Origin of the sequence: Burkholderia cepacia GG4, from assembly GCF_000292915.1 — a bacterium.
GTDB classification, from domain to species: Bacteria; Pseudomonadota; Gammaproteobacteria; order Burkholderiales; family Burkholderiaceae; genus Burkholderia; species Burkholderia cepacia_D.
Window position 1 is genome coordinate 1,242,831 of sequence record NC_018513.1, and the last position, 23,579, is coordinate 1,266,409.

Here is a 23,579-nt window from a genome sequence, read left to right on the forward strand (position 1 = left end):
TTTACTGAAACCGTCAGGATATTGTGGAGATTTGTGGTGTCGTGACCACGAAACGCTTCAGTCGGTCCGTTTTGGGCCTTTTGGGGCGCGATTATCGGCCGCCGCCGACGTCGAGCAGGGCGCCTGTCGTATAGGACGCCGCGTCGCCGAGCAGCCAGACGATCGCTTCGGCGATTTCCTGCGCTTCGCCCGCCCGGCCGAGCGGCGTCTGGGCGCCGAGGCGCGCCGCACGGCCCGGCTGGCCGCCGCTCGCATGGATATCGGTCTCGATCAGGCCGGGGCGGACCGCGTTGACGCGCACGCCGCGCGGGCCGAGTTCCTTCGCGAGGCCGATCGTCAGCGAATCGATCGCGCCCTTTGAGCCCGCGTAGTCGACGTATTCGTTCGGCGAACCGAGCCGGGATGCGATCGACGACACGTTGACGATCGCGCCGCCGCGGCCGCCGCGGTCGGTGGACAGCCGGCGCGCGGCTTCGCGCGCACACAGGTACGCGCCGAGCACATTGGTGTCGAACATCCGCCGCAGCCGGTCGGCCGGCATGTCGGCGAGCGGCATCGACGGCGCGACGATCCCCGCATTGTTGACGAGCGCGTCGAGACGACCGAACGCTGCCACGACGGTGTCGAACATCGCGATGACGTCCGCTTCGTCCGCGACATCGCCGGCGACGATGCACGCGCGTGCGCCGGCGTCGCGCACGGCTTGCGCGGTCAGTTCGGCTGCCGCCGCGTCGCGCGCGTAGTTGATGCCGACGTCCCAGCCGCGCTCGGCCGCGAGCAAGGCGGTCGCGCGGCCGATGCCGCGGCTCGCGCCCGTGATGAGGACAGCCTTGCGCTCGGTCGGTGCAGGCATCGCGTGCGGCTCCCGGTGACGATTACTCGGCGTTACTTGGCCGCATCGGGCGCCCACTTGTCGCGGGCGGGCGGCTGGTAGCGGCGCAGCTGGTCGATCAGCCCGACGGGCTCGGAGTCGATGCACAGCGCGTCGAAATAGGCCGGGCGCATGAAGCCTTCGTCGACCGTATGGCGCAGCAGCGCGATCAGCGGATCGTAGAACGAATCGATGTTGTACAGCGCGACCGGCTTGCGGTGATAGCCGAGCTGCGCCCACGTATAGACCTCGAACAGTTCCTCGAGCGTGCCGGCGCCGCCGGGCATCGCGACGAATGCGTCGGCGAGGTCGGCCATCATCTTCTTGCGATGGTGCATGTCGGGCACGACGTGCAGTTCCGACAGCCCGGCATGGCCGACTTCCTTGTCGACGAGCAGTTCGGGGATCACGCCGACCGCACGGCCGCCGGCCGCCATGACTTCATCGGCGATCACGCCCATCAGTCCGACGCGGCCGCCGCCGTAGACGAGCGTGAGGCCCGCATCGACGAGGGCGCGGCCGAACGCGCGCGCGGCGTCCGCATAGACGGGCCGCACGCCGGGCGACGAGCCGCAGTAAACGCAGACTGCCTTCATTGCTTGGGGTCCCTGGCGGCGGGCTTGGCGGTGACCGGGCTGCCCGCGGGGCGGGGCGAACCGTCGCGCGGCGGCAGGTAGTCGGTGAACTCGCGCTTGGGCAGCTTGCCGGAGACGAGATCGTCGAACAGCTGGCGCGAACGGCCGCGCAGGTAGGGCGCCATGATCGAGATCACGTGCATGCTCACCTGGTGCAGTTCTTCGCGGATCGCATCCTGGTCGTTGTACTTGCGCGGGTGCATCACGTACTGATACGACAGCCAGTACGTCGAGATCACGGCCATGTTGGTTGCAATGACTTCGATCTCGGCGGGCGTCGCGACCATTTCGGCGTCCGACACGAGCAGTTCGCACATGTCGTGCGCGAAGCGCACCTTGTGGCTGATGATCTGCTTGAAGTGCGTCTCGAGCGTGCGATTGCGCGCGAGCAGGTCGTTGAGGTCGCGATACAGGAACCGGTAGGTCCACATGAAGTCGGCCATGTACTGCAGGTACGACCAGGTCTCGTCGATCGTCGGACGGTGATCTTCGGGGAAGCGCAGCCGCCGTTCGATCTGCTGCTCGAACTGCGCGAAGATGCTGTTGATGATGTCGTCCTTGTTGCGGAAATGGTAGTACAGGTTGCCTGGACTGATTTCCATTTCCTCGGCGATCGTCGTGGTCGTGACGTTCGGCTCGCCGATCTCGTTGAAGAGTTTCAACGACAACTCGAGAATCCGTTCGCGGGTGCGGCGGGGAGGTTTCGCTTCCATGTCGTCCGGCCCTGTGTGTGCCGGACTGGCGGGCGCTGCAATCGATGCTGCGAGATTCGTCCGGCGCGGGTTGCTGTTCTAAGTCTAGCGGACGATTATAAACCGCGGTTTCGCCGCTTCGGGCGCATTTCGTGATTGCGATGCATCCGGCGCATGGTGCGCCGCCGCACGCGGACGCTGCCGCATGCGCCGCTAGAACCCGAGCCAGCGCGCGACGACGGGGCCCAGCACGAAGCCCCACGTCGTCACGCACGCGAACAGCGCGACGGTCACGGCCGCGCTGCCGAGGTCCTTCGCACGCTTCGACAATTCATGGCGCTCGAGCGAGATGCGGTCGATCGCGGCCTCGACGCTCGAGTTCAGCAACTCGACGATCAGCACCAGCAGCACCGAGCCGATCAGCAGCGCGCGCGATGCGGCCGGCACCGGTGCGAACGCACCGATCGGCAGCATCAGCGCGGCGAGCGTCAGTTCCTGGCGAAACGCGCTTTCCTCGCGGATCGCGACGCGAAAGCCGTTCAGCGAATGCTTGAGCGCGTACCACGCGCGCGTGATGCCGCGGTGGCGCTTGTACGGGTTCGGCGCCAGCGGCGCGAGACCATCGTCGGGGCCGAGCGGCTCGTGCGCGTGCACGTCCGCGTCGGTGTGCGGTTCTTCCTCGTCGAACGGACGATGCCGTGGCGTGGTCGCGGCAGGGGGCGGGGTCTTGTCGTTCAGGTCTCGTTTCAAACGGCGGCACCTTCGGCGGGCGAGTACGCAGTCTTCGGCAGCGGCTTCAGATGCGACGCGAACTGCTCGGATGCCGCGCGCCACGAGAAGCGTTCGGCCCACGCGCGCGCGGTATCGCGTTCGATCTTCAGTGCCTCGAGGCAGGCTTCCTGCAGGTCTTCGTGCATCGCGCCGGCATGGCCCCCGCCGAGCACGTCGATCGGGCCCGTGACGGGATACGCGGCGACCGGCGTGCCGCAGGCGAGCGCCTCGAGCAGCACGAGGCCAAACGTGTCGGTGCGACTCGGGAACACGAACACGTCGGCCGCAGCATACACCTTCGCGAGCTCCGCTTGGGACAGCACGCCCAGATAGTTCGCTTCCGGATAGCGCGACTTCAGCTCCGCGAGCGCGGGACCTTCGCCCGCGACCCATTTCGAGCCGGGCAGGTCGAGGCGCAGGAACGCCTCGACGTTCTTCTCGATCGCGACGCGGCCCACGTACAGGAAGATCGGCCGCGCGGTATTGAGCACCTTCGACTCCATCGGCCGGAAGATATCGAGGTCGACGCCGCGCGTCCACAGCACGACGTTCGTGAAGCCGAACTTCTCGAGGTCCTGCTTCACGACCGGCGTCGGCGCCATCACCGCGAGCGACGGTCCGTGGAACCAGTGCAGGAACTTGTAGGTCGCTGACAGCGGAATGCCGAAGCGCGCCTGTACGTATTCGGGAAAGCGCGTGTGATATGCGGTCGTGTACGGCAGCTTGCGTGCGCGCGCATAGCGTCGCGCGGCGAGGCCGAGCGGCCCTTCGGTCGCGATGTGCAGCGCATCGGGTGCGAACGCATCGATCCGTGCGCGCAGCTTGCGGTACGGCAGGATCGACAGGCGAATCTCGGGGTAGGTCGGGCACGGCACCGTGCGGAATTCCAGCGGCGTCAGCATTTCGACGCGGTGGCCGAGCGCGGTGAGTTCGCGCGTCGTGCTCTTCAGCGTGCGCACGACGCCATTGACCTGCGGTTCCCACGCGTCGGTGACGATCATGATCTTCATCGCGGCATGTGTCCTGTAAGTGGAGTTGTGTCAGGCGGTGGCTTTGGCCTTGCGCGACGGGGCAGCGGACGGCGCGGTGCGCATTGCCGTCCAGTAGATGATCTTCAGTTCGCCTTCCATCGTTTCGACGAGCGCCGACAGGCTTTCGACCCAGTCGCCGTCGTTGCAGTACAGCACGCCGTCGATGTCGCGGATCTCCGCCTTGTGGATGTGCCCGCACACGACGCCGTCGCAGCCGCGGCGGCGTGCTTCGTCGGTCATCACGGTCTCGAACTGCGAGATGAAATTGACGGCGTTCTTCACCTGGTGCTTCAGGTACTGCGACAGCGACCAGTACTGGAAGCCGAGCCGGCTGCGGATCCGGTTGAACCAGCGGTTCAGCACGAGGATCAGCGTGTAGAGCGTGTCGCCGAGGTAGGCGAGCCATTTCGCGTGCTGGATCACACCGTCGAACAGGTCGCCGTGCACGATCCACAAACGTTTGCCCGCGAGCGTCGTGTGGAACGCCTCGCCGCGCACCTGGATGTCGCCGAACGCGAGGTCGCAGAACTGCCGCGCGCCTTCGTCATGGTTGCCCGGGATGTAGACCACCTGCGTGCCCTTGCGCGCCTTGCGCAGGATCTTCTGCACGACGTCGTTGTGCGCCTGCGGCCAGTACCAGCCTTTCTTCAGCTGCCAGCCGTCGATGATGTCGCCGACGAGGTACAGGTATTCCGAGTCGTTGTGACGCAGGAAGTCGAGCAGGTACGGCGCCTGACAGCCGCTCGAGCCGAGATGGATGTCGGACAGCCAGATCGTGCGGTAGCGATGGGCGGACGGTTCGGGGTCGTCATGCTGCGTGGTGTGCGCGGCAGGCGGCTCGTGCGACGAAAGGGCATCGGTTGCGGCCGAGCCGGACAGGAAGGCGGTGACGGCGCGGGCGCCGAGCGGTTGACGAAACAGGGAGGTCGCGGACGTTTTCTGGCCCATGCATGACTCGCGCCGGTTGACAGTACAGGCATTGCGCCATGCGGGCGTGACCTTGCCGTGACAGTCACGAGACGTTCTTATTACTGTCGTTGCTGCGTGTTTAGCAGTGAATGCGGCGGCGTTGCGTAACCTGCCGAACCGACGGCGTTCCGGCTATGGGGCAAGCCGTGCGGGGCGGCCATGCGAGCGTTTTCGCGGCTTTTCGTCTGATGGATGCGACGTGCTGCAGCCGCGCTGGCGCGGGCGGAGCGGCGCGTCAGCGCGGAATCGCGACGACGCGTGTGCGTGCGATGCGGTCGTGCGGGAACTGGCGATCGGCGTGCAGCCGGGCGGCGCCGGCCCACACGACGATCCATGCGGCGGCGAGCGCGAGCGTGACGGGCACCGACAGGCCGAGGAGCGGATGCAGCGAGAGCGGTGGCAGGAACCACAGCCAGCCGAGCGCATAGCGGACGAGCGCATGGCCGGCGTTCAGCGGCCGGCCGCTCGACGATTCGAGCCGCAGCCGCCAGGTCTTCATCGGCAGCGTCTGGCCGCCGTGGGTCCAGAACCACACGAAGTACGCGCCTGCGACGAGTGCGATCCACGCGGCGAGGAGGTTGTGATGGACGAGGCCGTTGCGCTGCTGCGTCGCGAGGCTGAATGCGAGGCCCGCGAAGAACACGACGCCGAACAGCAACACGGCTTCGTACAGCATCGCGGCGAGGCGCCGCCGCACGGATGGCGCGGTGACGGCCGGGGCCTGGCGTGCGGGGGGGCTCGCCACGGCCGCTCAGGAACCCTTGAACATCGACGGCGCGTCGGCCGGCGACACGGGGGTGACGGTAGCCGGCGCGGCGGGCGCGGTGCCGGGCGTGGACGCCGCGGCCGCAGGCGGTGCGCCGGCGCTGGCCGAGGCGGGCACCGGTGCCGGGCTGCTCGCCGGATGCTCGTGCGAATTGACGAGGCGACGCACGTCGCGGTCGGCGCCGGTCGGCGGCGCGCTGACGACGCTCGGCCGGCGGCGGCGCTCGGTCGCGGCGAGGCGCTCCTTCTGTTCTTCAGGCAGTTGCTGGTAGGCCTTCCACGCGCGTTCGCGTGCCTGGGCCGACAGCTCCTTCGCACTCTGGTAATTCTCGCGCGCGACGCGGCGCTGCTCGGGTGTCATTCGTGCCCATTCGGACATCCTGTCCTGCAGCTGCTTCTGCGCATCAGGCGTCAATTTCGCGAAACGCGATGCGATCTTCAGCCATTTGCGCTTGCGGGCGTCGCTGAAGCCGTCCCACTGGTCGGCGAACGGCGCGAGTGCCGCCCGTTGCGCGGGCGTCAGGCGCGCCCACGACAGCGGGCCGTTGGTGGCCGGCAGGGGCAGCGGGGCGAGTTCGGTGGTCAGCCCGGCGGCGGCCGAGCTCGGCGCGGGCGCGCTGCTGGCCGCGGCGGAGACCGTCGCGGGGGGCGGGTTGAATCGGGAATAGGTGGCGACGTAGGAAACGGCGATCGCGATCACGCATCCGAAAAATACGGCCAGGCCGCGTTTCTGACTCACCCGTACGATCCCCTCGTTATTGTCTGTTAGCGCGCGTGCGAAAGATACGCGTTGAACCCGTGATCGAGATACGCGTTGAGCGGCAGGTCGTCGCTGAGCATCGCCGCGTCGATGTCGGCGAGTTCGGCGGTGCGCTGCATGTCTTCCCAGTAGGCGATGCCGACGAGCCCCGCGAGCAGCAGCGCGAGCGGCCACGCGCGCAGCAGGCGGCGCGCGAATGACGCCGGCGGGCGGCTCACGGGCGTCGGCCCATATGCGCCGGCCGCGCCGGCGAAGGCCGGCACGAACACCGGCGCGGTCGCGGCTTCCGGTTTCTTGCGCGCGAGCGCGGCCCGGCGCGCGACGGCCAGACGGTCGGTGGTCGCGGCAGGCAGCGCCGCGGCACGTTCGTCCAGCGCGCGGCGGACCTTCAGCGCGAATTCGTGTTCTCGATTTACGGGAGCGGAGCTCATAGCGTGATTCCTTTGGCCTTGAGCGCTTGCGCCAGGGTGTGGGTGGCTCGCGAGCAGTGCGTCTTGACGCTGCCTTCGGAGCACCCCATTGCGGCGGCAGTCTCGGCGACATCCATATCTTCCCAATAACGCATCAGGAACGCTTCCCGTTGACGCGTCGGAAGTTTCTGGATTTCTTCGTCGATCAGGGCCAGAACCTGCTCCCGCTCGAGGCGATGCTCGGTGCTCTCGACACCCGCGTTGTCGTCTGCGGATTCGAGCGTTTCCAGCGGATCGAAGTCGTCGTCGTCCGTGTTGTTGAGCGACGAGAAGAGCGTGACCCACGTATTGCGGACCTTCTGCCGGCGGAACCAGTCGTGGATCGCGTTCTGCAGGATCCGCTGGAACAACAGGGGCAGTTCGGCCGCCGGCCGGTCGCCGTATTTCTCCGCCAGCTTGATCATCGCGTCCTGCACGATGTCGAGCGACGCGTCGTCGTCACGCACGGCGTATGCAGCCTGCTTGAACGCGCGCCTCTCGACGCCCGCCAGAAAGTCGGCGAGTTCCTTGTCTGATGCCATTCCGTAAAGGTATGCGCTGCGGACTGCGGCGTGTGAAAAAGGTCGAAAAATTTCGTAAAACCCGCGGATGCTAACAAATTTTCGCGCGACTTGGCACCGGTGACGGCGCGGTACGTTGCGCGCGAGCCGCGTCCGCGGCCGGCCGGGCGAGGGGCATGATGCGCTGCGGGATATTTTGCTTGACGGCCCAATCACGACCCGCTATCGTCAATGATTCGCAACATGAAGTGATGGTCTCATTTGAGGCTGGCCCAAGAAGCCCGCCCTTCAAACTGGACGCGCCGCTTGAACCCGAGCCACAAGCCCGGCAGAGAGCACCCGATCAATTTTTTGCCGAAAATTCGAAAGGTCAAAATGAACATGCCCAGCGCGGAATTCTCCACGTCGGAACCCCTTTCCCCTCCCGATAGCGACTCCATCGGCGCCACCGTGCTCATGAAGGCACTGGCCGACGAGAACGTCGAATTCATCTGGGGCTACCCCGGCGGCTCGGTACTCTACATCTACGACGAGCTTTACAAGCAGGACAAGATTCAGCACGTGCTGGTGCGCCACGAACAGGCGGCCGTGCACGCAGCCGATGCGTATGCGCGCTCTACCGGCAACGTCGGCGTCTGTCTCGTGACGTCCGGCCCCGGTGTCACCAATGCGGTGACCGGCATCGCGACGGCCTACATGGATTCGATCCCGATGGTCGTGATCAGCGGCCAGGTGCCGACTGCCGCGATCGGCCAGGATGCATTCCAGGAATGCGATACGGTCGGCATCACGCGTCCGTGCGTGAAGCACAACTTCCTCGTGAAGGACGTGCGCGACCTCGCGGAAACCGTCAAGAAGGCGTTCTACATCGCCCGTACCGGCCGTCCGGGCCCGGTGCTGATCGACATCCCGAAGGACATCTCGAAGACGCCGTGCCAGTACGAGCCGGTCAAGAGCGTGTCGCTGCGGTCGTACAACCCCGTCACGAAAGGCCATTCGGGCCAGATCCGCAAGGCCGTGTCGCTGCTGCTGTCGGCGAAGCGTCCTTACATCTACACGGGCGGCGGCATCATCCTCGCCGACGCGGCGCGCGAACTGAACCAGTTCGCCGACCTGCTCGGCTACCCGGTCACGAACACGCTGATGGGCCTCGGCGGCTATCGCGCGTCGGACAGGAAGTTCCTCGGCATGCTCGGCATGCATGGCACCTACGAAGCGAACATGGCGATGCAGCACTGTGACGTGCTGATCGCGATCGGCGCCCGCTTCGACGACCGCGTGATCGGCGACCCGGCGCACTTCGCGTCGCGTCCGCGCAAGATCATCCACATCGACATCGACCCGTCGTCGATCTCGAAGCGCGTGAAGGTCGATATCCCGATCGTCGGCGACGTGAAGGAAGTGCTGAAGGAGCTGATCGAGCAGTTGCAGACGGCCGAGCATGGCCCCGACACCGAGGCGCTTGCGCAATGGTGGAAGGACATCGAGGGCTGGCGCTCGAAAGATTGCCTGAAGTTCGACCGCGAAAGCGAGATCATCAAGCCGCAGTACGTTGTCGAGAAGGCGTGGGAACTGACGGACGGCAATGCGTTCGTGTGCTCGGACGTCGGCCAGCACCAGATGTGGGCCGCGCAGTTCTACCGTTTCAACAAGCCGCGTCGCTGGATCAATTCCGGCGGCCTCGGCACGATGGGCTTCGGCCTGCCGGCAGCGATGGGCGTCAAGATGGCGCACCCGGACGACGACGTGCTGTGCATCACGGGCGAAGGCTCGATCCAGATGTGCATCCAGGAACTGTCGACCTGCCTGCAGTACGACACGCCCGTGAAGATCATTTCGCTGAACAACCGCTATCTCGGCATGGTCCGCCAGTGGCAGCAGATCGAATACAGCAAGCGCTATTCGCATTCGTACATGGATGCGCTGCCTGACTTCGTGAAGCTCGCCGAAGCGTACGGCCATGTCGGCATGCGGATCGAAAAGACCTCGGATGTGGAGCCGGCGCTGAAGGAAGCGCTGCGCCTGAAGGACCGCACCGTGTTTCTCGACTTCCAGACCGATCCGACCGAAAACGTCTGGCCGATGGTACAGGCCGGCAAGGGCATCACCGAGATGCTGCTCGGATCGGAAGATCTGTAACGGCGCGACGCGCGCGAGGCCCGGAGCGGCCGCCTTCACGAAGGGCGGTGCGGCACCAGGCGGCGCGCGGCGCGTGTGAATCGACACGGACACATTCTGGAAGAAGTGAACATGAGACACATCATTTCCGTCCTGCTGGAAAACGAACCGGGCGCGCTGTCGCGCGTGGTCGGTCTGTTTTCCGCACGCGGCTACAACATCGAAACCTTGACGGTGGCGCCGACCGAAGACCAATCGCTGTCGCGGCTCACCATCGTTTCCATTGGCTCGGACGACGTGATCGAACAGATCACGAAGCATCTGAACCGCCTGATCGAGGTGGTGAAAGTGGTGGACCTGACCGACGGTGCACACATCGAACGCGAGCTGATGCTGATCAAGGTACGTGCAGTGGGCAAGGAGCGCGAAGAAATGAAGCGGATGTCGGACATTTTCCGCGGCCGCATCATCGACGTGACCGAAAAGACCTACACGATCGAATTGACGGGCGCGAGCGACAAGCTCGACGCATTCATCCAGGGGCTGGACGCCAGCGCGATCCTAGAGACCGTGCGTACCGGCAGCTCCGGCATCGGACGCGGCGAGCGCATCCTGAAGGTGTAATGCCAAGAGGCACGCCGGGTGCGCCGTCATGTCCCGGCCCGCAGTACCCAATCCGAACGAATTGTTGAATTTTTGAATTAGCGAAGGAACCATCATGAACGTTTTCTACGACAAAGACGCTGACCTCTCCCTCATCAAGGGCAAGCAAGTCACGATCATCGGCTACGGCTCGCAAGGCCATGCACACGCACTGAACCTGAAGGACAGCGGCGTGAACGTGACGGTCGGCCTTCGCAAGGGCGGCGCGTCGTGGAGCAAGGCCGAGAACGCCGGCCTGTCGGTCAAGGAAGTCGCGGAAGCGGTGAAGGGCGCGGACGTCGTCATGATGCTGCTGCCGGACGAGCAGATCGCCGACGTGTACGCGAAGGAAGTGCACGAGAACATCAAGCAGGGCGCCGCACTGGCATTCGCACACGGCTTCAACGTCCACTACGGCGCGGTGATCCCGCGCGCCGACCTCGACGTGATCATGATCGCGCCGAAGGCACCGGGCCACACCGTGCGCGGCACGTACTCGCAAGGTGGCGGCGTGCCGCACCTGATCGCGGTTGCGCAGAACAAGTCGGGCGCGGCACGCGACATCGCGCTGTCGTACGCTGCAGCGAACGGCGGCGGCCGTGCCGGCATCATCGAGACGAACTTCCGTGAAGAGACCGAAACCGACCTGTTCGGCGAGCAAGCCGTGCTGTGCGGCGGTACCGTCGAGCTGATCAAGGCAGGTTTCGAGACGCTGGTCGAAGCCGGCTACGCGCCGGAAATGGCGTACTTCGAGTGCCTGCACGAGCTGAAGCTGATCGTCGACCTGATCTACGAAGGCGGCATCGCGAACATGAACTACTCGATCTCGAACAACGCCGAGTACGGCGAGTACGTGACGGGCCCGCGTGTCGTCACGGAAGAGACGAAGAAGGCGATGAAGCAGTGCCTGACCGACATCCAGACGGGCGAGTACGCGAAGAGCTTCATTCTCGAGAACAAGGCAGGTGCTCCGACGCTGCAGTCGCGCCGCCGCCTGACGGCCGAGCACCAGATCGAGCAGGTCGGCGCGAAGCTGCGTGCGATGATGCCGTGGATCGCGAAGAACAAGCTCGTCGACCAGACGAAGAACTAAGCACCGCGTGCTGTTCCGGCCCTTCGAGTGGAGGGTCGGTATCAAAAAGCCGCCCGAAGGCAGTAGTGCCCCGGGCGGCTTTTGCTATCCTACGGGCTTTGCAATTCACCGAACACCGAACGAACCCATGAACTATCCTCATCCGATCATCGCGCGCGAAGGCTGGCCGTTCATCGCGATTGCAGCCGTCATCGCGTTGTTGATCCACGCCATCGGGGGCTTCGGCTTCGCGTGGCCGTTCTGGCTGCTGCTCGTTTTCGTCGTCCAGTTCTTCCGCGATCCGCAGCGCCCGATCCCGGCGCAGCCGAACGCGGTGCTGTGCCCGGCGGACGGCCGCATCGTCGCGGTCGAGACCACGCAGGATCCGTACGCGAACCGCGAAGCGCTGAAGATCAGCGTGTTCATGAATGTCTTCAACGTCCATTCGCAGCGTTCGCCGGTCGATGGCGCGATCTCCAAGGTCGAGTATTTCCCGGGCGCGTTCCTGAACGCGGCGATCGACAAGGCGTCGACCGAGAACGAGCGCAATGCGGTCGTGATCCAGACGGCGAGCGGCAAGACCGTCACCGCCGTGCAGATCGCCGGCCTCGTCGCGCGCCGGATCCTCTGCTACGTGCGCGCCGGCGAGCCGCTGTCGCGCGGCCAGCGCTACGGTTTCATCCGCTTCGGTTCGCGCGTCGACGTGTACCTGCCGCTTGGCAGCCGCGCGAAGGTGTCGATCGGCGAGAAGGTCTACGCGTCGTCGACGATCCTCGCCGAGCTCGAACAGTAAGCGGCGGGACGCACGATGGCCGCATTCAAACCGCGCCGGCCGCGCAACGGCTCCAGCCAGACGCCACGCCCGTTCCGCCGCAACAAGGTGATGGCGCCCGATCCCACGCCGCTCGAGAGCCGCCGCGCCGCGCGCCAGCGGTTCCTGAAGACGCGCGGCATCTACCTGCTGCCGAACGCATTCACGACCGCCGCGCTGTTCTGCGGCTTCTTCGCGGTCGTGCAGGCGATGAACGTGCGCTTCGAGATCGCCGCGATCGCAATTTTCGTCGCGATGGTTCTCGACGGGATGGACGGGCGCGTCGCGCGGATGACGCATACGCAAAGCGCGTTCGGCGAACAGTTCGACAGCCTGTCGGACATGGTGTCGTTCGGCGTCGCGCCCGCACTCGTGATGTACGAGTGGGTGCTGAAGGATCTCGGCCGCTGGGGCTGGCTCGCCGCGTTCGTCTACTGCTCGGGCGCCGCGCTGCGACTCGCGCGCTTCAATACGAACATCGGCAGCGTCGACAAGCGTTTCTTCCAGGGGTTGCCGAGCCCGGCCGCCGCCGCGCTGATCGCCGGCTTCGTCTGGCTCGCGACCGACAACCGCGTGCCGATGAAGCTCGGCTGGCTGCCGTGGGTCGCGTTCGCGCTGACGATCTACGCGGGTGTGACGATGGTGTCGAACGCGCCGTTCTACAGCGGCAAGGCGCTCGATGTCCGCCACCGCGTGCCGTTCGCGGCGATCCTGCTGGTCGTCGTCGCGTTCGTGCTCGTGTCGTCCGATCCGCCGCTGATGCTGTTCTGCCTGTTCGTGCTGTACGGGCTGTCGGGCTACGTGTTCTGGGCCTATATGGCCGTCCGGGGGCGCGCGAATCCCGCGCGCTCGTCGCAGCGCGATCACTGACGCGCAACCGGTCCGGAAACGGCGGCCTCGGGGCCGCCGTTTTCATTTGCCCCTGTTTCGCTCGGCGCGGCCCGGCACCGCGGGTGCCGTCCGATTGCGCACCCGGCGGAATGCCGCTATAGTCTTCGGCATGACCGCATTTTCCCGCCTCTCCCTCCTTCTAGCCGGTGCGCCGCTACGCGCGCTAGCTTTGGCGCGCCTGCCGCGCTGACCGTTCTCGCCCTCCGTCAAGCCTCGTCTGTTGTTGAGCGTCGCCAGCGGTGGCGCGATCTCATTACGTTTGACTTCCGTATAAAGAGCCCTGGAGCCCCCCATGACAGACAAGCTGATCATTTTCGATACGACGTTGCGTGACGGCGAACAATCGCCCGGCGCGTCGATGACGAAGGAAGAGAAAATCCGTATCGCGAAGCATCTCGAGCGGATGAAGGTCGACGTGATCGAGGCCGGTTTCGCGGCCAGCTCGAACGGCGACTTCGACGCGATCCACACGATCGCCGGTCTCGTGAAGGACAGCACGATCTGCTCGCTGGCGCGCGCCAACGACAAGGACATCCAGCGCGCAGCCGACGCGCTGAAGCCGGCCAACAGCTCGCGGATCCACACGTTCATCGCGACGTCGCCGCTGCACATGGAGAAGAAGCTGCGGATGACGCCGGACCAGGTGTTCGAGCAGGCGCGCCTCGCGGTGCGCTTCGCGCGCAAGTTCACCGACAACGTCGAATTCTCGCCGGAAGACGGCAGCCGCTCGGATCTCGACTTCCTGTGCCGCGTGCTGGAAGCCGTGATCGCCGAGGGTGCGACGACGATCAACATCGCCGACACGGTCGGCTACGGCGTGCCGGAGCTCTACGGCCAGCTGGTGAAGACGCTGCGCGAACGCATTCCGAACTCGGACAAGGCGATCTTCTCCGTGCATTGCCACAACGACCTCGGGATGGCGGTGGCGAACTCGCTGGCCGGCGTGAAGATCGGCGGTGCGCGCCAGGTCGAGTGCACGATCAACGGTCTCGGCGAGCGCGCGGGCAATACGTCGCTCGAAGAAATCGTGATGGCCGTGAAGACCCGCAAGGACTACTTCGGCCTCGACGTAGGCATCGACACGACGCAGATCGTGCCGACGTCGAAGCTCGTGTCGCAGATCACCGGTTTCGTCGTCCAGCCGAACAAGGCCGTGGTCGGCGCGAACGCCTTCGCGCACGCGTCGGGCATCCACCAGGACGGCGTGCTGAAGGCGCGCGACACCTACGAGATCATGCGCGCGGAAGATGTGGGCTGGACCGCGAACAAGATCGTGCTCGGCAAGTTGTCGGGCCGCAACGCGTTCAAGCAGCGCCTGCAGGAGCTCGGCGTGTCGCTCGACAGCGAAGCCGAACTGAACGCCGCGTTCATGCGCTTCAAGGACTTGGCCGACCGCAAGTCCGAGATCTTCGACGAAGACATCATCGCGATCGTCTCCGAAGAGTCGGCGTTCGCGCACGAGCAGGAACACTTCAAGTTCGTGTCGCTGTCGCAGCACTCGGAAACCGGCGAGCAGCCGCAGGCCAAGGTAGTATTCGGCGTCGAGGGCAAGGAAGTGACCGGCGAGGCGCGCGGCAACGGCCCGGTCGATGCGACGTTCAACGCGATCGAGAGCGAAGTCGGCAGCGGTTCGGAACTGCTGCTGTACTCGGTGAACGCGATCACGACCGGCACCCAGGCGCAGGGCGAAGTGACCGTCCGGCTGTCGAAGAGCGGGCGGATCGTCAACGGCGTCGGCACCGATCCGGACATCGTCGCGGCTTCCGCGAAGGCGTACATCGCCGCGCTGAACAAGCTGCACTCGAAGGACGACAAGCTCAACCCGCAGCGCTCATAAGCGCCGCGCGTCGAGCGCTCGAAACGCCCCGTGCGGCCTGGTGCCGCCCGGGGCGTTTTTTCATGCGCCGCTCATTCTGCGGCCGGCGCACGGAACAGCCAGCGGCGCGCGGCCGGGCGCGGCGCCGGGCTGCGGCGACGGAATTCGACCGCGATCCCGCGCCGCGGCGCATCGGCGACGAACGCGTCGAGCAGTTCGAGCACGTCGTGATCGATGTAGTCGGCGCGCGTCGCGTCGATGATCACGGCCGCGCGGTCCGGAATGTGCCGCAGGTGATGCTTGACCTGCACCTTGCCGAGGAACGACACGTCCTTGCGGAACGACAGCAGGAAGTGGTCGTCGTGCTGCGCGAGCGTGACGGGGCTCTTCAGGTTCGCCACCGCGACCGCCAGCACGCTGCACGCCAGGCCGAGCGCGATGCCGAACAGCAGGTCGACCGCCAGCACGCCCGCGATCGTCGCGGCGAACGGCACGAACGCAGCCGGGCCCTGCTTCAGCACCGAGCGGAACAGGGCCGGTTTCGCGAGCTTGAAGCCGGTGTGGATCAGGATCGCTGCGAGGCTCGCGAGCGGGATCAGGTTGATCAGCCCGGTGAGCGCGAACACGCTGGCGAGCAGCAGGATCCCGTGCACGATGGCCGACATCCTGCTTTGCGCACCCGCGTTCACGTTGACCGAACTGCGTACGATCACCGACGTGATCGGCAGCCCGCCGACCGCGCCCGCGACGAGATTGCCGACGCCCTGGGCCTTCAGTTCGCGGTCCGGCTGGGTCGGCCGACGCTTCGGATCGATCTGTTCGACCGCTTCGAGGCTGAGCAGCGTCTCGAGGCTCGCGACGACCGCGAGCGTGATCGCGACGCGCCACACGTCCGGATTGACGAGCTGCGCGAAGTTCGGGCCGAGCTCCGCATGCTTGAGCGATGCCGCGAGTGCTGCGAACGATTCGAGCTCGGGCAGCGTGACGCGATGCGCGGCGCCCGGCGCGACCGACGGCACGACAGCACCGAGCACGAGCGTCGCGCCGATACCGAACACGACGACCGCCAGCGGCGCAGGCACCGCGCGCACCCATGCGAAGCGCTTCAGCGCCGGCGTGTCCCAGGCGCTCAGCAGCGCGAGCGAGACGAGCGCGATGGCCGTGGCAGCCCACGCAGTCGGCAAACCCGGCCATGATGCAAACGATTGCGCGGCCGGCCCGCCGATGCCGAATGCGAACGGAATCTGTTTCACGATCAGCAGCAGGCCGATCGCGGCGAGCATGCCCTTGATGACGGGCGACGGCACGTAGGCGGCGAAGCGGCCGGCGCGCAGCATGCCGAAGCCGAACTGCAGCACGCCGGACAGCAGCACCGCGAGCAGGAACGCGGAGAAGCTGCCGAGTTGCGCGATGCCTTCGACGACGATCACGACGAGGCCGGCGGCCGGCCCGCTGACCGACAGCGACGAGCCGCTCAGCAGCGCGACGATGATGCCGCCGACGATGCCGGACACGAGCCCGGCGAACGGCTCGACGCCCGATGCATTGGCGATGCCGAGACACAGCGGCAGCGCGACGAGGAAAACGACGATGCCGGCGACGATGTCGCGCGGCAGGGTGGACAGGCGCTCGTTCAGTTTCATGGTTGGGGCGATTTCATTGGCGTAGGGGGAGGGCGCGGGTCAGCCGAGTGCGGCGGCCGTGGCGGCATGCTCCGGTTCGACTTCGGCCGGCGTTGCCGGGTAGCCCGAATCGAGCTCCTTCAGGCGGCCGTCGGCGAGCGAGAAGATCCAGCCGTGCACGAGCGGCGGACGCTGCCGGCCATGCACGATCGGCGATGCACGCAGCAGCCGCACCTGTTCGAGCACGTTCAGCTCGGCGAGGCGGTCGGCTGCGGCCGTGTCGTCGAGCCCGTCGAGCGTGTCGCGATGGCGCCGCGCGAGCGCGCAGAGCGGCGCGATGCGGCGCGCGACGTGCGGCAGGTCGGCCGGCGGCGGCAGCAGCGATGCACGCACGCCGCCGCATCCGTAGTGGCCGCACACGATCACGTGGTCGACCCCGAGCACGCGCACGGCGTACTCGAGCACGCTCGCGGAATTGTCATCGTCGGGATGGAACAGGTTCGCGATGTTGCGATGGACGAACAACTCGCCGGGCACGCTGTGCGTGATGGTTTCGGCCGGCACGCGACTGTCGGCGCAGCCGATCCACAGCACGCGCGGGTTCTGGCCGCGCGCGAGCGCGTCGAAGAAGCCAGGCGTGTGTTCGCGCGTCTCGCGGGCCCAGGCGATGTTGGCAACCAGCATGCTCTTGGGGCGGTTCATGAGGACTCCTTTGAAATAAGGACAAACGAAGATCAATCGAAATGGCACAACAACATTCTTTCTAAATTGAAAGGTTGGATTTCGACTGATATTAGGGGTATGCCCTAGCGCCCTGTGCCACTGATACAAATTGTTTCAACTCGATCGGGCGCGGTGCATCGCATGCACCAAGGCAACGCATGATATGCATCGAGCATGCTTGTTTCCCGCTAAGGGCCGCATGGCACGGGGCTCTGCGCGATGGCCTCCCGTGCGTGGTCGATCGGAAAGGATTGCCGGCTGAATTTCCGGATTAATCGAATATGACGGAAAAAATGAAATGGCCATTCACGCAATCATTCGTGAATGGCCATTGCGAAATTGCGCGGAAATCGTGCAATCGATCAGAACAGGTTGCGGCGGTCGGGATCGTGCAGCGGGTCCGGCGTTTTCTGCGTGATGCGCAGGATGCCCTGCGGATCGAAGTAGAAGCTGTACATCATGTACCAGACGTTGTCTTCGAGATAGCGGTAGGTCCACACCTCGCGCTTCATCAGCGGGAAGTAGGACGTCTCGACCGGGCGGCCGAAATTGACGAGCACGTCGGTCTTGGTCCACTTGCCGATTTCCGCGCGATAGAACTCGCTCGGCTGCAGCACCTGGCGCACGTTGACGATCCGGTGGGCTGCGTCGACGTCGGCCGCGACGGTGGTCTCGCCCATCGGCTGGGTCGGCCACATCAGGCGCTTGCCGCCACCGGGCAGGTCGTAGATCTCGCGCGGCGGGCCCATGCGCGCGACGATCGCCGACTCGTCCTGGCCGGCCTGGTATTGCTGCCATGGTTGCGCACAACCGGCGAGCAGTGCCGCCGCGCAGGCGACCAGCACCGGCAGGCGCACGGGAATGCGAATGCGCATGAGATTCTCCTGAACTCGCTAACGGTTCAGTTGTATCACGGACGGCGCGCGGCGGCGCATCACACCGAAAAAATCGGTGCGGATCACCGGCCAGGGCCCGTCGGGGTGTGGTTTTGCGCCGTGCTTGCGGGCGGCAGGGCCGGCGGCCTATGATCCGCGCTTCTCGGACAGATTGAAGGGCAGGTAGCCGATGCAGCTGTGGAAACGGTGCGCGCTCGCGTTGAGCGCGGGGTGGATGCTGGTGTCATCCGCGTTCGCGGCAAGCGAGCCGGTGCGGATCGCGCTGATCGAAGGGATGTCGGGCCCGTTCGCGAACGCGGGCGCGGCCGTGGAGCGCAACCTGCGCTTCGGCGTCGAGCAGGTCAACGCGGCGGGCGGCGTGAAGCTGCGCGACGGCGCGCATCCGCTCGAACTCGTGGTCCTCGACAGCAAGGGCAGCCCGGAAGAGGCGCTCGTGCAGTTGCGCGCGGCGGCGGACCGGCACATCGGTTTCGTCGCACAGGGCAACAGCTCGGCGGTCGCGGCTGCGCTCGTCGCGGCGCTCGACAAGCTGAACGCCCGCAATCCCGACAGCCGGATGCTGTTCCTCAACTATTCGGCCGACGATCCGGCACTGACCGGCGCACGCTGCAGCTTCTGGCATTTCCGTTTCGACGCGCACGCGGGGATGCGGATGGCCGCGCTGGCGGACGTGATGGCGCGCGACCGCGCGCTGCGCAAGGTCTACTTGCTGAACCAGGACTACAGCTTCGGCCACGACGTCAGCGCGCTGGCGCGGCAGGCGCTGGCCGAGCGGCGCCCCGACGTGACGATCGCCGGCGACGAATTTCATCCGATCGGCCGGATCAAGGATTTCTCGCCGTACATCGCGAAGATCCGGGCGAGCGGCGCGGACGCCGTCGTGACCGGCAACTGGGGCAACGACCTCACGCTGCTCGTGAAGGCGGCGCGCGAGCAGGGGCTGAACACGAAGTTCTATACGTTCTACGGCAACAGCCTCGGTGCGCCGGCAGCGCTCGGTGACGCGGGCGTCGGGCGGGTGGTGGCCGTCGCGGACTGGCATCCGAACGCGGGCAGCGCGAAGTCGGACGCGTTCTATCGCGCGTTCCGGACCCGTTTCCCGGCGGCCCAGGACGACTATCCGGTGCGACGCATGAGCCTGATGATCGAGATGCTCGCGGCCGCGATGAGTCGGGCCGGCTCGGCCGACCCCGTCGCGGTGGCGCGCGCGCTGGAGGGGCTGTCGTTCGACGACGGCTTCCACGCGTCGACCATGCGCGCGCAGGACCATCAGTTGATCCAGCCCCTTTATGTCATGGAAATGGACAAGGCCGGCACGCCGGGCGTGCGCTTCGACAACGAGGGCTCGGGCTACGGCTTCCGGACGGTCCTCGCGGTGCCTGCGCAGCGCACGCAGATGCCGTCGACGTGTTCGATGACGCGCCCGTGACAGGCAGCGGTAGGAACGGCGTACAGTTGTGTTACAATGCCCGCCGGTTGTAAGTCACGGCACGGCCATTCTTCCGTGTCCGCGTGTTCAGTTAGCAAGTAGGAAAATCAAGGAAATCACATGTCTGTTGCAGATATCAAGAAGTCGGAAGTCGTTGCTCAGTTCGCCCGCGCTACCAACGACACGGGTTCGCCCGAAGTCCAGGTCGCACTGCTGACCGCGCGTATCGTCGAACTGACGGGTCACTTCAAGTCCCACGCGAAGGATCACCACAGCCGCCGCGGCCTGCTGCGCATGGTGAGCCGCCGCCGCAAGCTGCTCGACTACCTCAAGGGCAAGGATGCTGACCGTTACCGCGCGCTGATCGAGAAGCTGGGTCTGCGTAAGTAATCGAGGCGATTGCCGCCAGCAAGATGCCTGTGTCAGTCCGCTGATACAGGCATTTTGTTTTTGCGCGGTGCGTAGCGTCACGCGCACCGCAGGTTGTCCGGCACGCGGGTGCCGGGCTGCCGGAACGGCTGATACCGGGGTCGGGATTTGTGTCATTCCAGCGCGTCGCTCGACGAGTGCCGCGCTGGAATGGCATAAAAAACACACCTTGCTCCGGGTGATTCGGTCGGGACGCCGCCGCGCGGGATGGCCCGGGCGGTGAATGAAATGATTGAATTCAAAGGAGCAACCATGTCCATGTTCAACAAGGTCGTGAAGGAATTCCAGTGGGGCCAGCACAAGGTGCGCCTCGAAACCGGTGAAGTCGCCCGCCAGGCGAGCGGTGCCGTGATCGTCGACGTGGAAGACACCGTCGTGCTGGCAACCGTCGTCGGTGCGAAGTCGGCCAAGCCGGGCCAGGATTTCTTCCCGCTGACCGTCGACTACCTCGAAAAGACCTACTCGGCCGGCAAGATCCCGGGCGGCTTCTTCCGTCGCGAAGGCCGTCCGTCGGAACACGAGACGCTGACGTCGCGCCTGATCGACCGTCCGCTGCGCCCGCTGTTCCCGGAAGGCTTCTACAACGAAGTGCAGGTCGTGATCCACGTGCTGTCCGTGAACCCGGAAATCCCGGCGGACATCCCCGCGCTGATCGGCGCATCGGCTGCGCTCGCCGTGTCGGGCCTGCCGTTCAACGGTCCGGTCGGTGCCGCGCGCGTCGCGTACATCGACAACGCCTACGTGCTGAACCCGACGCGTGACCAGATCAAGGCGTCGAGCCTCGACCTCGTCGTCGCCGGTACGGAACGCGCGGTGCTGATGGTCGAATCGGAAGCCGATCAGTTGCCGGAAGACGTGATGCTCGGCGCGGTCGTGTTCGGCCACGAGCAGATGCAGACGGCGATCGACGCGATCCACGAACTCGTGCGCGAAGGCGGCAAGCCGGAGTGGGACTGGCAGCCGGCACCGAAGAACGAGGCGCTGATCGCACGCGTGACGGAACTGGCGCAGGGCGACCTGCTCGCCGCTTACCAGCTGCGCGACAAGCAAGCTCGTTCGACGAAGCTGAAGGAAGTCTACTCGGCGACCTCGGCGAAGCTCGAGGAAGACGCGCTGGCGGCCGGCACGGTCGCGGCCGACAAGGCCACCGTCGGCAACGTCCTGTTCGACATCGAAGCGAAGATCGTCCGTTCGCAGATCCTGAACGGCGAGCCGCGCATCGACGGTCGCGACACGCGCACCGTGCGTCCGATCGAGATCCGCACCGGCGTGCTGCCGCGCACCCACGGTTCGGCGCTGTTCACGCGTGGCGAAACGCAGGCGCTCGTCGTCGCGACGCTCGGCACGAAGGGTGACGAGCAGATCATCGACGCGCTCGAAGGCGAGTACCGCGAGCGCTTCATGCTCCACTACAACATGCCCCCGTTCGCGACCGGCGAAACGGGCCGCGTCGGCTCGCCGAAGCGTCGTGAAATCGGTCACGGCCGTCTCGCGAAGCGCGCACTGGTCAAGTGCCTGCCGAGCGCCGACGAATTCGGCTACTCGATCCGCGTCGTGTCGGAAATCACCGAATCGAACGGTTCGTCGTCGATGGCATCGGTGTGCGGCGGCTGCCTCGCGCTGATGGACGCCGGCGTGCCGATGAAGGCGCACGTCGCGGGTATCGCGATGGGCCTGATCCTCGAAGGCAACAAGTTCGCGGTGCTGACCGACATCCTCGGCGACGAAGATCACCTCGGCGACATGGACTTCAAGGTGGCCGGCACGGAGCAAGGCGTGACGGCGCTGCAGATGGACATCAAGATCCAGGGCATCACGAAGGAAATCATGCAGGTCGCGCTCGCGCAAGCGAAGGAAGGCCGCATGCACATCCTCGGCAAGATGACCTCGGCGGTCTCGGGTGCGAACACCCAGCTGTCGGAATTCGCGCCGCGCATGATCACGATCAAGATCAACCCGGAAAAGATCCGCGACGTGATCGGCAAGGGCGGTTCGGTGATCCGCGCGCTGACGGAAGAAACCGGCACGACCATCGACATCTCGGATGACGGCGTCGTGACGATCGCGAGCACGAACAGCGAAGGCATGGCCGAAGCGAAGAAGCGCATCGAGCAAATCACGGCCGAGATCGAAGTCGGTCAGGTGTACGAAGGCACGGTGCTCAAGCTGCTCGATTTCGGCGCGATCGTGAACCTGCTGCCGGGCAAGGACGGCCTGCTGCACATCTCGGAAATCGTCAACGAGCGCGTGAAGGACATCAACGACTACCTGAAGGAAGGCCAGCAGGTCAAGGTCAAGGTGATCCAGACGGACGAGAAGGGTCGCGTGCGTCTGTCGGCGAAGGCGCTGCTGAACGAAGCAGCGGCGGCGTCGCAGTCGGATACGCCGCCGCAGCAGTAAGCGGACAGGCGTGACAACGGCCGGCAGTGCGAAAGCGCGCCGGCCGTTTTTTCTGTAGCATCGTTGTGCGGCGCAGCAGCGCCGGCGAGGCGCCCGTGCCGCGCGCACGGGTGCACCATCCGATTCCGATCCTGGAGCGACCACCATGAAAGCCATCGAAATCACCGAATTCGGCGCCCCCGACGTGCTGAAGCTCGCGGAGCGTCCGCGCCCCGAACCGAAGCGCGGCGAAGTGCTGATCAAGGTGACGGCTTCCGGCGTGAACCGGCCGGACGTATTCCAGCGCAAGGGCGCGTATGCGCCGCCGCCGGGTGCGTCGGACCTGCCGGGCCTCGAGGTCGCGGGCGAGATCGTCGGCGGCGATTTGTCGGATGCCGCGCTGAACCCGTTCGGCCTGAAGCTCGGCGATCGCGTTTGTGCGCTGCTCGCGGGCGGCGGCTATGCCGAGTATGCGGTCGCGCCGCTACCCCAATGCCTGCCGGTGCCGGACGGGCTGACCGACATCGAAGCCGCATCGCTGCCCGAAACGTTCTTCACGGTGTGGAGCAACGTGTTCGACCGTGCGCTGCTCGGCGCGGGCGAGGGCGGCGAGCAGGAAACGCTGCTCGTGCAGGGCGGCTCGAGCGGGATCGGCGTGACGGCGATCCAGATCGCGCATGCGCTCGGCTTTCGCGTGTTCGCGACGGCCGGGAATGCCGACAAGTGCCGCGCATGCGAGGCGCTCGGTGCCGAGCGTGCGATCAATTACAAGACCGAGGACTTCGTCGAGGTCGTCAAGTCGCTGACGCACGATCGCGGCGTCGACGTGATCCTCGACATGGTCGCGGGTTCGTACGTGCCGCGCGAACTGTCCGCGCTCGCGGATGGCGGCCGCCTCGTGCTGATCGCGCTGCTCGGCGGCGCGAAGGCCGAAGTCAACCTGAATGAAATCCTGCGCCGTCGGCTGACGGTGACCGGCTCGACGCTGCGCCCGCGTCCGGTCGAGTTCAAGGCGCGCATCGCGGCGCAGCTGAAGGCGCGCGTGTGGCCGCTCATCGCCGACGGCCGCATCAAGCCGGTCATCTACCGCGTGCTGCCGGCCGGCGAGGCCGCGCAGGCGCATGCGCTGATGGAAAGCGGCGAGCACATCGGCAAGATCGTGCTCGATTGGGGCACGAACGCGTGACAGCCCGCGCGGCGGGCTTGACATGCGCGGTTTGACCGGTTCAAGCCGTGCGCAGTAAAATCGCGGGTTTGCTTCGCCAGATCCAACCTGACGGCCGGTCT

Annotated in this window: 23 protein-coding genes; 10 read left to right on the plus strand and 13 right to left on the minus strand. The window is 65.9% G+C overall.

Annotated features, from left to right (window positions below):
• Positions 1-91 precede the first annotated feature (91 nt).
• The 10 genes from GEM_RS05635 to GEM_RS05680 form a co-directional block, all read right to left on the minus strand.
• Positions 92-853, minus strand: a complete 762-nt coding sequence (locus GEM_RS05635; protein ID WP_014896479.1) for an SDR family oxidoreductase — start codon at positions 851-853, stop codon at positions 92-94.
• Positions 854-885: 32 nt separating this feature from the next.
• Positions 886-1,467 carry a TIGR00730 family Rossman fold protein gene (locus GEM_RS05640; RefSeq protein ID WP_014896480.1) on the minus strand — a complete coding sequence of 194 codons (582 nt, stop codon included), beginning with the start codon at positions 1,465-1,467 and terminating at the stop codon, positions 886-888.
• Entirely contained in the window at positions 1,464-2,219 is a 756-nt protein-coding gene (locus GEM_RS05645; RefSeq protein WP_014896481.1) for a TetR/AcrR family transcriptional regulator, read from the minus strand. Before GEM_RS05645 ends, GEM_RS05640 begins: the two co-directional genes overlap by 4 nt.
• 192 nt (positions 2,220-2,411) lie before the next feature.
• The gene (locus GEM_RS05650; protein WP_014896482.1) at positions 2,412-2,948 is read right to left on the minus strand and encodes a diacylglycerol kinase; all 537 of its coding nucleotides are present in this window, start codon (positions 2,946-2,948) and stop codon (positions 2,412-2,414) included.
• Positions 2,945-3,979, minus strand: a complete 1,035-nt coding sequence (locus GEM_RS05655; protein ID WP_014896483.1) for a glycosyltransferase family 4 protein — start codon at positions 3,977-3,979, stop codon at positions 2,945-2,947. The genes GEM_RS05650 and GEM_RS05655 overlap by 4 nt, the downstream gene beginning before the upstream one ends.
• 30 nt (positions 3,980-4,009) lie before the next feature.
• Positions 4,010-4,948, minus strand: a complete 939-nt coding sequence (locus GEM_RS05660; RefSeq protein ID WP_014896484.1) for a UDP-2,3-diacylglucosamine diphosphatase — start codon at positions 4,946-4,948, stop codon at positions 4,010-4,012.
• 256 nt (positions 4,949-5,204) lie between these two features.
• Positions 5,205-5,714 carry an RDD family protein gene (locus GEM_RS05665; protein ID WP_014896485.1) on the minus strand — a complete coding sequence of 170 codons (510 nt, stop codon included), beginning with the start codon at positions 5,712-5,714 and terminating at the stop codon, positions 5,205-5,207.
• A gap of 6 nt (positions 5,715-5,720) precedes the next feature.
• A complete protein-coding gene (locus GEM_RS05670) occupies positions 5,721-6,473 on the minus strand; it encodes a DUF3106 domain-containing protein (protein WP_014896486.1) in 753 nt (250 codons plus the stop codon).
• A gap of 26 nt (positions 6,474-6,499) precedes the next feature.
• A complete protein-coding gene (locus GEM_RS05675) occupies positions 6,500-6,925 on the minus strand; it encodes a DUF3619 family protein (RefSeq protein WP_014896487.1) in 426 nt (141 codons plus the stop codon).
• The gene (locus tag GEM_RS05680) at positions 6,922-7,485 is read right to left on the minus strand and encodes an RNA polymerase sigma factor (protein ID WP_014896488.1); all 564 of its coding nucleotides are present in this window, start codon (positions 7,483-7,485) and stop codon (positions 6,922-6,924) included. Before GEM_RS05680 ends, GEM_RS05675 begins: the two co-directional genes overlap by 4 nt.
• A gap of 354 nt (positions 7,486-7,839) precedes the next feature.
• Here GEM_RS05680 and GEM_RS05685 point away from each other — a divergent pair, with 354 nt between their 5' ends.
• The 6 genes from GEM_RS05685 (at position 7,840) to GEM_RS05710 (ending at position 14,835) form a co-directional block, all read left to right on the plus strand.
• Complete coding sequence (locus tag GEM_RS05685; RefSeq protein WP_014896489.1) at positions 7,840-9,603, plus strand: acetolactate synthase 3 catalytic subunit; 1,764 nt, start codon at positions 7,840-7,842, stop codon at positions 9,601-9,603.
• 111 nt (positions 9,604-9,714) lie between these two features.
• Entirely contained in the window at positions 9,715-10,206 is a 492-nt protein-coding gene (gene ilvN, locus GEM_RS05690) for an acetolactate synthase small subunit (RefSeq protein WP_006750445.1), read from the plus strand.
• A gap of 94 nt (positions 10,207-10,300) precedes the next feature.
• Positions 10,301-11,317: a ketol-acid reductoisomerase gene (ilvC, locus tag GEM_RS05695; protein ID WP_014896490.1), complete on the plus strand. Its 1,017-nt coding sequence runs from the start codon at positions 10,301-10,303 to the stop codon at positions 11,315-11,317.
• Between the two features lie 127 nt (positions 11,318-11,444).
• Complete coding sequence (locus tag GEM_RS05700) at positions 11,445-12,089, plus strand: phosphatidylserine decarboxylase (RefSeq protein WP_014896491.1); 645 nt, start codon at positions 11,445-11,447, stop codon at positions 12,087-12,089.
• 15 nt (positions 12,090-12,104) lie between these two features.
• Positions 12,105-12,977, plus strand: a complete 873-nt coding sequence (pssA, locus tag GEM_RS05705; RefSeq protein WP_014896492.1) for a CDP-diacylglycerol--serine O-phosphatidyltransferase — start codon at positions 12,105-12,107, stop codon at positions 12,975-12,977.
• Between the two features lie 313 nt (positions 12,978-13,290).
• Entirely contained in the window at positions 13,291-14,835 is a 1,545-nt protein-coding gene (locus tag GEM_RS05710) for a 2-isopropylmalate synthase (RefSeq protein ID WP_014896493.1), read from the plus strand.
• Positions 14,836-14,906: 71 nt separating this feature from the next.
• Here GEM_RS05710 and GEM_RS05715 read toward each other — a convergent pair whose 3' ends face one another.
• The 3 genes from GEM_RS05715 to GEM_RS05725 all read right to left on the minus strand — a co-directional run bounded on the left by GEM_RS05715 (position 14,907) and on the right by GEM_RS05725 (position 18,034).
• Complete coding sequence (locus tag GEM_RS05715; RefSeq protein ID WP_014896494.1) at positions 14,907-16,457, minus strand: SulP family inorganic anion transporter; 1,551 nt, start codon at positions 16,455-16,457, stop codon at positions 14,907-14,909.
• Between the two features lie 39 nt (positions 16,458-16,496).
• Complete coding sequence (locus GEM_RS05720; protein ID WP_014896495.1) at positions 16,497-17,138, minus strand: carbonic anhydrase; 642 nt, start codon at positions 17,136-17,138, stop codon at positions 16,497-16,499.
• A gap of 383 nt (positions 17,139-17,521) precedes the next feature.
• Positions 17,522-18,034, minus strand: a complete 513-nt coding sequence (locus GEM_RS05725; protein WP_014896496.1) for a hypothetical protein — start codon at positions 18,032-18,034, stop codon at positions 17,522-17,524.
• 190 nt (positions 18,035-18,224) lie between these two features.
• On the opposite strand from GEM_RS05725, the gene GEM_RS05730 reads away from it, so the two are divergent.
• The 4 genes from GEM_RS05730 to GEM_RS05745 all read left to right on the plus strand — a co-directional run bounded on the left by GEM_RS05730 (position 18,225) and on the right by GEM_RS05745 (position 23,478).
• On the plus strand, positions 18,225-19,484 hold the full coding sequence (locus GEM_RS05730; RefSeq protein ID WP_014896497.1) for a branched-chain amino acid ABC transporter substrate-binding protein: 1,260 nt from the start codon (positions 18,225-18,227) through the stop codon (positions 19,482-19,484).
• A 120-nt stretch (positions 19,485-19,604) separates the two neighbouring features.
• Entirely contained in the window at positions 19,605-19,874 is a 270-nt protein-coding gene (gene rpsO, locus GEM_RS05735; protein WP_014896498.1) for a 30S ribosomal protein S15, read from the plus strand.
• A gap of 291 nt (positions 19,875-20,165) precedes the next feature.
• The gene (gene pnp / locus GEM_RS05740; RefSeq protein ID WP_014896499.1) at positions 20,166-22,313 is read left to right on the plus strand and encodes a polyribonucleotide nucleotidyltransferase; all 2,148 of its coding nucleotides are present in this window, start codon (positions 20,166-20,168) and stop codon (positions 22,311-22,313) included.
• Between the two features lie 145 nt (positions 22,314-22,458).
• Positions 22,459-23,478, plus strand: a complete 1,020-nt coding sequence (locus GEM_RS05745; RefSeq protein WP_014896500.1) for an NAD(P)H-quinone oxidoreductase — start codon at positions 22,459-22,461, stop codon at positions 23,476-23,478.
• Positions 23,479-23,579 lie beyond the last annotated feature (101 nt).